The sequence below is a fragment of the Xanthomonas sp. XNM01 genome, assembly GCF_014851915.1.
Classification (GTDB): domain Bacteria; phylum Pseudomonadota; class Gammaproteobacteria; order Xanthomonadales; family Xanthomonadaceae; genus Pseudoxanthomonas.
The window spans coordinates 1,072,194-1,084,826 of the sequence record NZ_JACVAP010000001.1 but is presented as its reverse complement, the minus strand read 5'-3'; the positions used below and the strand labels follow the sequence as shown (position 1 = coordinate 1,084,826).

General features: G+C 68.5%; 14 protein-coding genes. All 14 read left to right on the top strand.

What is annotated here, in order from left to right:
* The first annotated feature begins 6 nt into the window (after positions 1-6).
* The 14 genes from IB242_RS04920 (at position 7) to IB242_RS04855 (ending at position 12,626) form a co-directional block, all read left to right on the top strand.
* Complete coding sequence (locus tag IB242_RS04920) at positions 7-732, top strand: TIGR03759 family integrating conjugative element protein (RefSeq protein ID WP_192276380.1); 726 nt, start codon at positions 7-9, stop codon at positions 730-732.
* On the top strand, positions 714-1,319 hold the full coding sequence (locus IB242_RS04915) for a transglycosylase SLT domain-containing protein (RefSeq protein WP_192276378.1): 606 nt from the start codon (positions 714-716) through the stop codon (positions 1,317-1,319). Before IB242_RS04920 ends, IB242_RS04915 begins: the two co-directional genes overlap by 19 nt.
* On the top strand, positions 1,316-1,855 hold the full coding sequence (locus IB242_RS04910; RefSeq protein ID WP_192276376.1) for an integrating conjugative element protein: 540 nt from the start codon (positions 1,316-1,318) through the stop codon (positions 1,853-1,855). The genes IB242_RS04915 and IB242_RS04910 overlap by 4 nt, the downstream gene beginning before the upstream one ends.
* Positions 1,856-1,859: 4 nt before the next feature.
* On the top strand, positions 1,860-4,052 hold the full coding sequence (gene traD, locus IB242_RS04905; RefSeq protein WP_192276374.1) for a type IV conjugative transfer system coupling protein TraD: 2,193 nt from the start codon (positions 1,860-1,862) through the stop codon (positions 4,050-4,052).
* Positions 4,049-4,798, top strand: a complete 750-nt coding sequence (locus IB242_RS04900; protein WP_192276372.1) for a TIGR03747 family integrating conjugative element membrane protein — start codon at positions 4,049-4,051, stop codon at positions 4,796-4,798. The genes traD and IB242_RS04900 overlap by 4 nt, the downstream gene beginning before the upstream one ends.
* 98 nt (positions 4,799-4,896) lie before the next feature.
* Positions 4,897-5,280 (top strand): RAQPRD family integrative conjugative element protein, encoded by a 384-nt coding sequence (locus tag IB242_RS04895; protein ID WP_192276370.1) that lies wholly within the window; start codon positions 4,897-4,899, stop codon positions 5,278-5,280.
* Entirely contained in the window at positions 5,277-5,510 is a 234-nt protein-coding gene (locus IB242_RS04890) for a TIGR03758 family integrating conjugative element protein (RefSeq protein ID WP_003050225.1), read from the top strand. The genes IB242_RS04895 and IB242_RS04890 overlap by 4 nt, the downstream gene beginning before the upstream one ends.
* 16 nt (positions 5,511-5,526) lie before the next feature.
* Positions 5,527-5,886 carry a TIGR03745 family integrating conjugative element membrane protein gene (locus IB242_RS04885; RefSeq protein ID WP_023095489.1) on the top strand — a complete coding sequence of 120 codons (360 nt, stop codon included), beginning with the start codon at positions 5,527-5,529 and terminating at the stop codon, positions 5,884-5,886.
* A gap of 12 nt (positions 5,887-5,898) precedes the next feature.
* The gene (locus IB242_RS04880; protein WP_192276368.1) at positions 5,899-6,309 is read left to right on the top strand and encodes a TIGR03750 family conjugal transfer protein; all 411 of its coding nucleotides are present in this window, start codon (positions 5,899-5,901) and stop codon (positions 6,307-6,309) included.
* A complete protein-coding gene (locus IB242_RS04875; protein ID WP_192276366.1) occupies positions 6,306-6,998 on the top strand; it encodes a PFL_4703 family integrating conjugative element protein in 693 nt (230 codons plus the stop codon). The genes IB242_RS04880 and IB242_RS04875 overlap by 4 nt, the downstream gene beginning before the upstream one ends.
* Positions 6,995-7,909 (top strand): TIGR03749 family integrating conjugative element protein, encoded by a 915-nt coding sequence (locus tag IB242_RS04870; protein ID WP_192276363.1) that lies wholly within the window; start codon positions 6,995-6,997, stop codon positions 7,907-7,909. The genes IB242_RS04875 and IB242_RS04870 overlap by 4 nt, the downstream gene beginning before the upstream one ends.
* Positions 7,899-9,317: a TIGR03752 family integrating conjugative element protein gene (locus tag IB242_RS04865; protein WP_192276361.1), complete on the top strand. Its 1,419-nt coding sequence runs from the start codon at positions 7,899-7,901 to the stop codon at positions 9,315-9,317. The genes IB242_RS04870 and IB242_RS04865 overlap by 11 nt, the downstream gene beginning before the upstream one ends.
* Positions 9,298-9,738: a TIGR03751 family conjugal transfer lipoprotein gene (locus IB242_RS04860; protein ID WP_192276359.1), complete on the top strand. Its 441-nt coding sequence runs from the start codon at positions 9,298-9,300 to the stop codon at positions 9,736-9,738. Before IB242_RS04865 ends, IB242_RS04860 begins: the two co-directional genes overlap by 20 nt.
* A complete protein-coding gene (locus IB242_RS04855) occupies positions 9,738-12,626 on the top strand; it encodes a conjugative transfer ATPase (protein WP_192276357.1) in 2,889 nt (962 codons plus the stop codon). Before IB242_RS04860 ends, IB242_RS04855 begins: the two co-directional genes overlap by 1 nt.
* Positions 12,627-12,633: the final 7 nt, after the last annotated feature.

The following is a 12,633-nucleotide window of genomic DNA, read 5'->3' as shown; positions in this document are numbered from 1 at the left end:
GATTGCATGAAGCCATCGATCATCCTTTCCGCGCTCCTGCTGGCGTCCACCCAGTGGCCCGTCTGGGCGCAGCAGCCGCCTGCGGCTCCCGCCCGCAATGCGCAGAGCCAGGAGCTCCCGCTGGCCGCTCGCGTTCTGGACGACCGGGTGGCGAGCGACTGGGGCCTGCAACCGCAGGAGTGGGTGCGCTACCGCGAACTGATGGACGGGCCGCTGGGAATTTACTCGCCCAACCTGGACCCGTTGTCGGCCCTGGGCATCGAAGCCCGCACCGACGAGGAACGGCGCCGCTACGCCGAGCTGCAGGTGCAGGTCGAAGCGCGCCGCGTGGAGAAGCTGCTCGCCTACCAGAGGGCCTACGACGAGGCCTGGCAGCGCCTGAACCCCGGCATGCAGCGGGTGAACTTGCCCGACGACAAGCCTCTCGCCGGAGCCACGCGCGGCTCCGGCCGCACGGCGGTGTTCGTCAAGGACGGCTGCGCGGCCTGCGGGCAGCTCGTGCAGCGCCTGCAAACATCGGGGGCCGAGTTCGACCTGTACATGGTCGGCAGCCGCCAGGACGACGCGCGCATCCGCGACTGGGCCAAGCGCTCGAACGTCGATCCGGCGCGCGTGCGCAGCGGCAGCATCACGCTCAACCACGACCGCGGCCGCTGGCTGTCGCTGGGCCTGCCCGGCGACCTTCCGGCCGTCGTGCGCGAGGTGAACGGCCAATGGCAGCGCCAGCCGTAGTCGCCACCTCTGTTTCGCAGTTCCTGCGCGCGCTGGTGCTCGCCGTTGGCTTGTGCGCCTGCGCCGCCCAGGCCCAGGAGGTTCCGCCACCGGCCTACCAGCTCGCCGCGCAGCGCGCGGGCATCCCCTCGACGGTGCTCTACGCCGTGGCCTTGCAGGAGAGCGGCATCCGCCGCAACGGGCGCATCGTCCCGTGGCCGTGGTCGCTCAATGTCGCCGGCCAGTCGCGCCGCTATGCGACCAGTGCCGATGCCTGCGCGGGCTTGCAGCGGGCGATGCGCTCCACGCCCCACACGCGCATTGACGCGGGCCTGGGCCAGATCAACCTCGGCTACCACCAGCAGCGCTACGCCAGCGCCTGCGACTTGCTCGACCCGTACCGGAACCTTGCCATCGCCGCCGAGATCCTGCGCGAGCAGCACACCCCCGGCGAGGACTGGTTGCTGGCGATTGGCCGCTACCACCGTCCTGCCGGGGGCGAGCCTGCCGCCCGCTACCGGCGCAGCGTATCCCGCCACCTTGCCCGCGTGCAGGGCGCGCGCCCAACCGCCGCGGTCCTCGCCGCGCGTCAGGAGACATCCCCATGACGACATCCCATCTGGCCTTGCGGGGCCTGCTCGTACTGCTGGCGGGTCTGCCGCTGGTCTCGCTTGCCGGCGAGCCGCTGATCGTGGTCGAAGACCGCGGCGGCGCGTCGGCGCTGCCGTACTACGAAGCCCTGAACCTCCAGCCGCGCGCCAACGCGCCGGCCCGGCCGCCGATCCCGACGCCCCAGGTTCCCGCCACGCCGGCGGACGAGGCCGCGATGCTGCCGGTGCGCAGCGCCAAGCTCACGCCCGGCACCGTCGCGCGGCGGGTCATCGAGGCCCCGGGCTTGCGGCCCTTCGTGGTCGTGGGCGACGACGAGGCGTCCCGGGCCTGGCTGCGCCGCCAGGCGGCCGCGCTGCGCGAGCGCGGCGCGGTCGGCCTGGTGGTCAACGTCGAGACCGTGCAGGGCCTGGTGAGGCTGCGCGCCCTGGTGCCCGGTGTGCCGCTCGCGCCCGTGTCCGGCGACGACCTGGTCGAGCGTCTGGGCCTGCGGCACTACCCGGCGCTGATCACGGCCACCGGCATCGAGCAATGAAGCCATGTCGGGGAAACAGCCGGTCGAGGTTCTGCTGCGCCCAGCGGTGGAGCTATACACCGTCGCAGCGTGTGCAGGCGCCGCGTTCCTGTGCCTGGTGGCCCCATGGTCGCTCGCGCTGAGCCCGTCCATGGGCGTCGGCAGCGCGCTGGCGTTCGGCGCCTACGGCGCCATCCGCTACCGCGATGCCCGTGTGATCCTGCGCTACCGGCGCAACATCCGCCGCCTGCCTCGGTACGTGATGACCAGCAAGGACGTGCCGGTCAGCCAGCAGCGGTTGTTCGTGGGGCGCGGGTTCCTGTGGGAGCAGAAGCACACCCATAGGCTGATGCAGACGTACCGGCCTGAATTCCGCCGCTACGTCGAGCCGACACCCGCGTACCGGCTGGCGCGAAGGCTGGAAGAACGGCTGGAGTTCGCGCCGTTCCCACTGTCCCGGCTGCCCGCGCTCACCGGCTGGGACGTGCCTTTCAACCCGGTGCGGCCGCTGCCGCCTGTGGGTGGCCTGCCGCGCCTGCACGGCATCGAACCCGAGGAGGTGGACGTCAGCCTGCCGCTCGGCGAGCGCGTCGGCCACTCCCTGGTGCTGGGCACCACGCGCGTCGGCAAGACGCGGCTGGCCGAACTGTTCGTGACCCAGGACATTCGGCGCGTGAACGCCGCGGGCGAGCACGAGGTCGTGATCGTCATCGACCCGAAGGGCGATGCCGATCTCCTGAAGCGGATGTACGTCGAGGCCAAGCGCGCGGGCCGCGAAGGCGAGTTCTATGTTTTCCATTTGGGCTGGCCAGACATTTCCGCGCGCTACAACGCCGTGGGCCGCTTCGGCCGCATCAGCGAGGTGGCCACCCGCGTCGCGGGGCAGCTCTCCGGCGAAGGCAACAGCGCGGCGTTCCGCGAGTTCGCCTGGCGCTTCGTCAACATCATCGCGCGCGCGTTGGTGGAGTTGGGGCAGCGCCCGGACTACATGCTGATCCAGCGGCACGTCATCAACATCGACGCGCTGTTCATCGAGTACGCCCAGCACTACTTCGCCAAGACAGAGCCCAAGGCCTGGGAGGTGATCGTCCAGATCGAGGCCAAGCTCAACGAGAAGAACATCCCGCGCAACATGATCGGGCGCGAGAAGCGTGTGGTGGCGCTGGAGCAGTACCTCTCGCAGGCACGCAACTACGACCCGGTGCTGGACGGCCTGCGCTCGGCCGTCCGCTACGACAAGACCTATTTCGACAAGATCGTCGCATCGCTGCTGCCGCTGCTGGAGAAGCTCACCAGCGGCAAGATCGCGCAGCTCCTGGCCCCGAACTACTCCGACCTGGCCGACCCGCGCCCAATCTTCGACTGGATGCAGATCATCCGTAAGAGGGCCATCGTCTATGTGGGCCTGGATGCGCTATCCGACGCCGAGGTCGCCGCAGCGGTCGGCAACTCGATGTTCAGCGATCTCGTGTCGGTCGCCGGGCACATCTACAAGCACGGGATCGACGATGGCCTGCCGGGCGCATCGGCCGGTGCGCGCGTGCCGATCAATGTCCACGCCGACGAATTCAACGAGTTGATGGGCGACGAGTTCATCCCGCTCATCAACAAGGGCGGCGGTGCCGGCCTGCAAGTCACCGCCTACACGCAGACCCTCTCGGACATCGAAGCCCGCATCGGCAACCGCGCCAAGGCCGGTCAGGTCATCGGCAACTTCAACAACCTGTTCATGCTGCGTGTGCGCGAGACCGCGACCGCTGAACTGCTGACCCGGCAACTGCCGAAGGTCGAGGTCTATACCACCACCATCGTGAGCGGTGCGACCGACAGCTCGGACATTCGCGGGGCGACCGATTTCACGTCGAACACCCAGGACCGCATCAGCATGTCCAGCGTGCCGATGATCGAGCCGTCGCATGTCGTCGGCCTGCCCAAGGGCCAGTGCTTCGCGCTGCTGCAGGGAGGCCAGCTTTGGAAAGTGCGCATGCCGTTGCCGGCGCCGGACCCGGACGAAGTGATGCCGGCGGACTTGCAGCAACTGGCTGGGTACATGCGCCAGAGCTACAGCGAAGCCACGCAGTGGTGGGAGTTCACCAGCTCCCCGGCCTTGCAGGACACCGGCCTGCCCGACGACCTGCTGGATGACGCCGCTGCGGCCGAACCTTCCGCAGTGGCCACCACCACCGGCGATGGTTCCGGCAACGAGGCCTCGCCATGAAGGACGCCGCCTCGACGGCGCAGCGGGAGCAGAACCAGCGCCAGGGTCTGATCGTCGGCACCATCACCTTGCCGTTCCGGCTGCTCGGGGTACTGATCGGCTCGCTGCTGTTCTCGATCGTCGTGGAGTGCGTCGGCATGCACCTGTTCTGGAAGGACCAGGGCTGGCGGCACTCGCAGCAGATGTTGCAGTACGAACTGGGGCACCTGTCCAGCCACTTCACGCGCAGCGTGGTCGTGCAGGAGCCGGGGCGCACGGCGCACGAGCTGGTGGATACCGGCTACGAATGGGTGTTCGTGCGTTCCGGGCTGCTGGAGCGCATGAGCCAGACCGCCGAACGCGCACGCACGCCCAGCCATGGACAGACGCGCAACTTCCGCTACTACATCAGCCAGGTCTATGTCTGGACCGAAAGCTACCTGATCGCCGCGGCCTTCACCACGCTCACGTTCCTGGTGCGCCTGCTGGTTCTGGTGCTCACGTTGCCGCTGATCTTCACCGCGGCGTTCGTCGGCCTGATCGATGGCCTGGTGCGGCGCGACGTGCGCCGGTTCGGTGCTGGCCGGGAATCCGGCTTCATCTACCACCGCGCGAAAGCCAGCCTGATGCCGCTGGCCGTACTTCCATGGGTCACGTACCTGGCCTTGCCGATCTCTGTGCATCCACTGCTGATCCTGCTGCCCAGCGCCGCCTTGCTGGGACTGGCCGTGAGCCTGACCGCAGGCAGCTTCAAGAAGTACCTCTAGGCCATCAATCCGGGCACGCGCGAGTTCCTATTGTTTGCGGCCTAGAAGCCCCTCGCTGCCCACGATCAAGCCATTGCTGATCACACAGGAATGGCGCGATGTTGGCTCCGATCTGGCAGCGCGCCGCGCATCGCGGCGTGCCCATTTTTCTCGTGACGGCCCTTCTGCTGGGTCAGTCCCCGATGGCGTTGGCCGAGTCCCCTGCACAGCGCCAGGAGCTGGTCGCCGCGGTGCGCCAGCTCGATGCCCTGGAGCGCACCGTCGGCGACAGCGCCGCGCATGCCCCCATCCAGCCGGGCGAGCGCTACCACTTCGATTACCCGCGGCTGCTGGCTGACCTGGCGCGCGTGCGCGCCGGCATCCAGGCCCATCTCGCACCGTCGCGTGCCCAGCCGCGCGACCCCTCCGAACTGGCCGGCGACTACCGCACCGAGCGGTCCGCTTCGCCATCGCCGACGACGACTTCGGAGGGCAAGCAATGAACGGCGCCCAGGTCTCGGCATTTCAAGCCAACAGCGGCATCGCGCCTTCGGCGATGGCGACCGTCCTGGTCGGCGTCGTGTTCGCGGTCCTGCTCGTGTGGGGCGTCTGGGCCATCCGAACGGCCTACGTGGGGTGGTCCGAGAGCCGCCTCAACCAGCGCCAGTTCCTCGGCGTCTGCATCCGCTTCGTCGCGATGTACCTCGTCCTGAGCTTCTTCCTCCTCTCCTGACCTGAAAGGCACGACCATGCAAAACCGCATCCTCCATTCCCGTCTTGCCCAGCGCGCCGCTGTGGCACTGGGCGCCGCCGCGCTGCCCGCGCTGTCGTTCGCGCAAGGCTTGCCGCAGCTGGAGAACCCAACCCGCGGCACCGGCAACGGCATCATGGAAACGATCAGGAACTACGGCTACGACATCATCATGCTCGTGGCCCTCCTGGTCGTGGCGTCGATGTTCATCGGCGTCTGCTACCACGCCTACGGCACCTACGCGGAAATCCACACCGGCCGCAAGACCTGGGGCCAGTTCGGCCTCACCGTCGCGATCGGTGCCGTGCTGCTCGTGATCGGCATCTGGCTGCTCACCGAAGCCACCGGCATCCTGTAAGGCGAGGCCGGTATGTCCGAGCAGCAGCACGTCCGTGCGGACGGGACGGTCACGTTCCTTCCGCACCGGCTCAACCGCCACCCCGTTGTCGTGCGCGGTCTCACCGCCGACGAACTGTGGATCTGCTGCGGCCTGTCCGGCGCCGCCGGCCTGCTGGTCGGTGCGCCGCTGTCCTGGGTGTTCCGCACGATTGCCATCGCGCCGACGTTCGTCGTCCTGGGCGTGGCCCTGGGCGTCTTCATCGGCGGCGGCATCCTGCGCCGCCTCAAGCGCGGGCGCCCCGACACCTGGCTGTACCGGCAACTGCAATGGCGCATCGCCACGCGCCATCCGCTGATGGCGGGATGGGTGGGCGGCCACGTGTTGATCTCGCGTTCCGGCTTCTGGTCCACCCGAAGGTTTGTTGCAAGGGGGGCACGATGAGCCGTTTCAAAAACGAGATCGCCCACCTGCAGGCGCACATCAAGACGCTTCGCCTGGGTGCTGGCGCGCTGGTCATCGTCGCCCTGGTCATGGGCGGCGGCTGGTGGAGCGCGCCGCGCGACCTGACGATCCACGTCCCGCCCGACCTGCGCTCCGGCAGTACCCGCAAGTGGTGGGAAGTGCCGCCCGAATCGGTCTATGCGTTCACGTTCTACGTGTTCCAGACCCTCAACCGCTGGCCGACGAACGGCGAAGAGGACTACCCGCGCAACCTCCACACGCTCTCGCCGTATCTCACCCCGTCCTGCCAAGCCTTCCTGCGCGCGGACTACGACTACCGCCGCAGCACGGGCGAGCTGCGCCAGCGCGTGCGCGGCATCTACGAAATCCCCGGCCGCGGCTACGGCGACGACCCCACGGCGCGCGTGCGCGTGGTCTCCGACCGCGACTGGGTGGTGACGCTCGACATCACCGCCGACGAGTACTACGGCGCCGAGCAGGTCAAGCGCGCTCTCGTGCGCTACCCGGTGAAGGTCACGCGGGTGGACATTGATCCCGCCCGCAACCCGTTCGGCCTGGCGCTGGACTGCTACGACGGTGCCCCCCAGCGCATCAGCGCCCCGGAGCCGACGCGCCCGGCACCTGGCGGCCTGTCTCCGCAAGCGCCCCAAGGAGGAAACAACCCATGAAGCATCCTGTACTCACGCTGCTGGGGCTGTTGGCCGTCGCCGTGGCCCCCGCTCAGGCGGTGGAAATCTTGCGCTGGGAGCGCATGCCGCTGGCGGTGCCGCTGAAGGTCGGCCAGGAGCGCATCGTGTTCATCGACCGGAACGTCCGCGTGGGCGTGCCTGCGGGCGTGGGCGAACGCCTGCGCGTGCAGAGCGCGGGTGGCGCGGTGTACCTGCGCGCCAGCGAGCCGATCGAGCCCACGCGGCTGCAATTGCAGGACGCCGATACGGGCGCGCTGATCCTGCTCGACATCGCGGCCGAGCCGCCCAAGGACGGCGAAGCCGAGCTGGAGCCGGTACGCATCGTCGAGGGCAGCAGCACCCCGGCGCGCTATGGCGATCAGGCAGGCGATGCCGATGAGGCCCCTGCGCGCGCCCAGGATCAAGCAGGTAGGCGGGCAGCGCGGCGCGAGACGCCGGTTCCGGTCGTCCTGACGCGCTTCGCCGCGCAGAACCTCTACGCGCCGCTGCGCACTGTGGAGCCGCTGCCGGGCGTCATGCGGGTGAACCTGCGCCGTGACCTCGACCTCGGCATGCTGATGCCGACGCTGCCCGTGCGCGCGGTCACTCTCGCGTCGTGGCGGCTGGAAGACCAGTGGGTCACTGCCGTGCGCCTGACCAACACCGGCGCGAGCTGGGTCACGCTCGACCCGCGCGTGCTGCAAGGCGACTTCCTCACCGCCACCTTCCAGCACGAAGCGCTCGGCCCCCGCGGCACACCCGAGGACACGACCGTCCTGTACCTGGTGACGCGCGGGCGCGGCCTGGCGCAGTCGCTGCTGCCGGCGATCCAGCGCTTCGACCCGGCCGTGCATCTGCCGCAGCCGGACGCTGAAGCCGACGACGGCAAGGAGGCCCGCCATGCGCAGTAACGGCTTGCTCAAGTGGCTGATGATCCCGGTCGCCTTGCTGGTGCTGTTCGTTGCCATCCGGCTGTTCTCCGGCGGAAGCACGTCGGCACCGCCCGCCGCGGATGCCGGCTCCAAGCTCACGCCCGAGGAAATGAAGGCGTTGGGCATCGAAGGCGATACCCCGCGCGATACCGTGGCAACGCTCGTCGCCCAGGTGAAGCAGTTGCGCACCGAGCTTCAGACCGCGCTGACCGACAACAAGTCGCAGCGCGAGGAAAACCAGCGCCTGCGCCAGCGCGAAAACTCCATCGACCAGCGCATCAACTCGGCCCTCGAATCCGAACGCTCGAACCTGCGCCGCGACCAGGAACAGGCGGCCAGCGCGCGCCAGCAGACCGAAGGGCTGCTCGCCGACCTGCAGCGGCGCCTGGACAGCATCGGCGGGCGCGGCGGCGGCCATGCCGATCTGCCCGTGGGCCTGGGGCTGCGCGACGGCGACGAGGCCGGCATGGAAGGCGGCGTGCGCTGGGTCGAACCGGATGACGCGAAGAAGGCCGAGGGACGCAACGGCAGTCGTGGCACGGGCAGCGGCATGAGCTTCCCGACGAGTTTCGGCCCCGCGCAAAGCACGCTGGAAACCACCGCGGAAACCGTGGCGAACGCCGGCGCACGTGCGGCAGGCGTCAAGAGCGCCAAGCCGGTCTATACCGTGCCGACCAACTCGACGCTGATGGGCTCCGTGGCGATGACGGCGCTGATTGGCCGCGTGCCGATCGACGGGACGGTGAACGACCCGTACCCCTTCAAGGTGCTGGTCGGGCCGGACAACCTCACGGCCAACGGGATTGACATTCCCGACGTGGCCGGCGCGGTGTTCAGCGGAACGGCATCGGGTGACTGGACGCTCTCGTGCGTGCGCGGTCAGGTGCGCAGCATCACCTTCGTCTTCAACGACGGCACGATCCGCACCATCCCCGAAGACCGTGAAGGCAACCAGCAGAACAACCAGCAGCGCGACGGCCTGGGCTGGATCAGCGATCCGCACGGCATCCCCTGCGTCAGCGGCGAGCGGCGCAGCAACGCCCAGCAATACCTCGGCTCGCAGGCCCTGATCACGGCGGCCGGTGCCGGCGTCGCCTCGCTCATCGAGAGCGACAGCGGCCGCATGTCCTACGTCGGCTCGGACGGCGCCATCGGCACCGTTGGGATCAGCGGCCAGGAAGCGGTCGGCCAGATCCTCGCGGGCGGCGTGCGGGACATGTCGGCCTGGGTCAACAAGCTCTACGGCCAGGCCTTCGCCGCCGTCTATGTGCAGCCCGGCGCCAAGGTCGCCGTCCACCTCGAAAAGCCGCTCGCCATCGATCACGACCCCGAAGGCAGGCGCGTCGATCACCGTGCAGGAGAAAGCCATGCGCTCGAACTCGATTAAGGGCCTGGCGCTGGCCCTCGCCGTCGCCGTGCTCGGCGGCTGCGCCACCAGCAAGGAAGAGCTGCTGACCCATAGCGACCGCACCATGATGGACATCTGGCAGCAGGAAACGGGTGGCGGCGGCAGTGGCACCGGCCAAGTCGCGCGCCGGCAGTTGCTCGACGCACGCCAGAGCCTGCGCCGGCCGCTGACCGATACCGACGTGCAGGCCGCGCCCGCCGAGCAGAGGCGCTACACGCGCACGGCGCGCAACGAGGTCCATCGCCAGTTCCAGCGCCTGCCCAACCCCGATCTCGTCATGTACGTGTACCCGCACCTGGCAGGCACGGACCCCGTGCCGGTTCCGGGCTACACGACGGTCTTCCCGCTGTACCAGCGCGTGCAGTACGCCATGCCCGGTGAACGGCTGGAGGACTATTGATGCGCTGGAAACTTCCCTGGCCGAAGCTGGCCGCATCCGGCACCGGCGACGAAGAGAAGCCGGACGGCTGGCAGCGCCACGTCGAGGCCTTGCGCCAGGCCGGCGTCCCCGAACCCGGCGCAGCGGTTCAGGGCCGCAGGCCGGCGACCGTGGCCGACGAGCAGGCGCTGTACGACGTCGCGCCGTCGTTCGCGGAGCTGCTGCCATGGGTGGAGTTCCTGCCGCAGTCGAAATCCATGCTGCTGGAGGATGGCCAGTCGGTGGCGGCCTTCTACGAGCTGGTGCCGCTGGGCACCGAGGGCCGGGAACCCGGATGGCTGGCGCACGCCCGCGACGCGCTCGAAAACGCCCTGCAAGACAGTTTCGATGAACTGGACGAGAACCCCTGGGTGCTCCAGCTCTACGCCCAGGACGAACCCAGCTTCGACCAGTACATGGAGAACCTGCGCGACTACGTGCAGCCGCGCGCCCGCGGCACCGCTTTCACGGAGTTCTACCTTCGCTTCTTCAGCCACCACCTGCGCGCGGTCGCCAAGCCGGGCGGCCTGTTCGAGGACACGGTGGTCACGCGGCTGCGCTGGCGCGGCCAGACGCGGCGGGTGCGCATGGTGATCTATCGCCGTGCCACCGGGCAGGCAAGCCGCCGCGGCCAGACGCCCGAGCAGATGCTGAACATCGTCTGCGACCGCCTGTGCGGCGGCTTGGCGAACGCCGGCATCCAGGCACGGCGCATGGTCGCAGCCGACGTCCACGACTGGCTGCTGCGGTGGTTCAATCCGCGCCCCGCGATGCTCGGGCCTGGCGCCGAGGATCGGGAGCGCTTCTACGCGCTGGCGCGCTACCCCGACAGCACCGAAGAAAGCGAGGCTGGCGAGATCGAACTGGCGAGCGGGCGGGATTTCAGCCAGCGGTTGTTCTTCGGCCAGCCACGCTCCGACGTGGAGCACGGCACCTGGTACTTCGACGGCATGCCGCACCGCGTGCTGATCACCGACCGGCTGCGCATGCCGCCCGGCACCGGACACCTGACCGGCGAGACCCGCAAGGGGGATGCCATCAACACGCTGTTCGACCAGATGCCGGAAGACACCTTGCTGTGTCTCACGATGGTCGCCACGCCGCAGGATGTGTTGGAAGCGGATCTCAACCACCTGGCGAAGAAGGCCGTGGGCGAGACGCTGGCGTCGGAGCAGACGTTGAAGGACGTGCAGGAAGCCCGCTCCCTCATCGGCAGCGCGCACAAGCTCTACCGGGGGACGCTGGCGTTCTACCTGCGCGGACGCGACGAAGCGGAACTGGACCGGCGCGGCCTGGACCTGGCGAACGTGATGCTCAACGCCGGCTTGCAGCCGGTGCGCGAGGACGACGAGGTGGCACCGCTCAACAGCTACCTGCGCTGGCTGCCGTGCTGCTACAACCCCGGCCAGGATCGGCGCAGGTGGTACACCCAACTGATGTTCGCGCAGCACATCGCGAACGTGTCGCCGGTGTGGGGCCGCGCCCAGGGCACGGGGCACCCCGGCATCACGATGTTCAATCGCGGTGGCGGCCCGATTACGTTTGACCCCTTGAACAGGTTGGATCGGCAGATGAATGCCCACCTGTTTCTGTTCGGCCCTACCGGCTCGGGGAAGTCCGCGACGCTCAACAACCTCTTGAACCAAGTTACGGCGATATACCGCCCGCGGCTGTTCATCGTGGAGGCCGGCAACAGCTTCGGCCTGTTCAGCGACTTCGCACGCAAGCTCGGGCTGACGGTGAACCGGGTCAAGCTGGCCCCTGGCTCGGGCATCAGCCTCGCGCCATTCGCCGATGCGCGCCGGCTGATCGAAACGCCGAGTGACGTGCAGACCCTCGATGCCGACGCGCTGGACGAAGACCTGCCACCGGACGCCTCGGCCATGGAGGCGGACGAGCAGCGCGACGTGCTGGGCGAACTGGAGATCACGGCACGGCTGATGATCACCGGAGGCGAGGACAAGGAAGAAGCCCGGATGACGCGGGCCGACCGCTCGCTGATCCGCCAGTGCATCCTCGACGCCGCCGAGCACTGCCACGGTGGAGGTGATAGCGAGAAGCGCACGGTGCTCACGCGCGACGTGCGCAACGCGCTGCGCGCCCGGGGTCAGGACCCGACGCTGCCCGAGATGCGCCGCGTTCGGCTGATGGAGATGGCGGACGCGATGGACATGTTCTGCCAAGGCACGGACGGCGAGATGTTCGACCGCGACGGCACGCCGTGGCCCGAGGCGGACATCACCCTGGTCGATCTGGCGACCTACGCCCGCGAGGGCTACAACGCCCAGCTCTCCATCGCCTACATCAGCCTGATCAGCACGGTGAACAACATCGCCGAGCGCGATCAGTATCTGGGTCGTCCCATCGTCAACGTCACAGACGAAGGACACATCATCACCAAAAATCCATTGCTTGCACCCTACGTGGTCAAGATCACAAAAATGTGGCGCAAGCTAGGGGCCTGGTACTGGCTGGCTACGCAAAATATCGACGATCTGCCGCGTGCCGCCGAGCCCATGCTCAACATGATTGAGTGGTGGGTCTGCCTGTCGATGCCGCCCGATGAGGTGGAGAAGATCGCCAGGTTCCGCGAACTCTCGCCCGCGCAGAAGGCGCTGATGCTGTCGGCCCGCAAGGAGGCGGGCAAGTTCACCGAGGGCGTCATCCTCTCCAAAAGCATGGAAGTGCTGTTCCGCGCCGTGCCGCCGAGCCTGTACCTCGCGCTTGCGCAGACCGAACCCGAAGAGAAGGCCGAGCGCTACCAGCTCATGCAGCAGTACGGCTGCAACGAACTGGAAGCGGCCTTCAAGGTGGCCGAGAGGATCGACCAGGCGCGCGGCATCCAGTCGCCGGCCCTGGAACTGTCGTAAGCCGGAG

Bases quoted from the DNA above. Each gene is read 5' to 3' on its own strand.
- IB242_RS04920 (WP_192276380.1), top strand. From the start codon at position 7: ATGAAGCCATCGATCATCCTTTCCGCGCTCCTGCTGGCGTCCACCCAG.
- IB242_RS04915 (WP_192276378.1), top strand. From the start codon at position 714: ATGGCAGCGCCAGCCGTAGTCGCCACCTCTGTTTCGCAGTTCCTGCGC.
- IB242_RS04910 (WP_192276376.1), top strand. From the start codon at position 1,316: ATGACGACATCCCATCTGGCCTTGCGGGGCCTGCTCGTACTGCTGGCG.
- traD (WP_192276374.1), top strand. From the start codon at position 1,860: ATGTCGGGGAAACAGCCGGTCGAGGTTCTGCTGCGCCCAGCGGTGGAG.
- IB242_RS04900 (WP_192276372.1), top strand. From the start codon at position 4,049: ATGAAGGACGCCGCCTCGACGGCGCAGCGGGAGCAGAACCAGCGCCAG.
- IB242_RS04895 (WP_192276370.1), top strand. From the start codon at position 4,897: ATGTTGGCTCCGATCTGGCAGCGCGCCGCGCATCGCGGCGTGCCCATT.
- IB242_RS04890 (WP_003050225.1), top strand. From the start codon at position 5,277: ATGAACGGCGCCCAGGTCTCGGCATTTCAAGCCAACAGCGGCATCGCG.
- IB242_RS04885 (WP_023095489.1), top strand. From the start codon at position 5,527: ATGCAAAACCGCATCCTCCATTCCCGTCTTGCCCAGCGCGCCGCTGTG.
- IB242_RS04880 (WP_192276368.1), top strand. From the start codon at position 5,899: ATGTCCGAGCAGCAGCACGTCCGTGCGGACGGGACGGTCACGTTCCTT.
- IB242_RS04875 (WP_192276366.1), top strand. From the start codon at position 6,306: ATGAGCCGTTTCAAAAACGAGATCGCCCACCTGCAGGCGCACATCAAG.
- IB242_RS04870 (WP_192276363.1), top strand. From the start codon at position 6,995: ATGAAGCATCCTGTACTCACGCTGCTGGGGCTGTTGGCCGTCGCCGTG.
- IB242_RS04865 (WP_192276361.1), top strand. From the start codon at position 7,899: ATGCGCAGTAACGGCTTGCTCAAGTGGCTGATGATCCCGGTCGCCTTG.
- IB242_RS04860 (WP_192276359.1), top strand. From the start codon at position 9,298: ATGCGCTCGAACTCGATTAAGGGCCTGGCGCTGGCCCTCGCCGTCGCC.
- IB242_RS04855 (WP_192276357.1), top strand. From the start codon at position 9,738: ATGCGCTGGAAACTTCCCTGGCCGAAGCTGGCCGCATCCGGCACCGGC.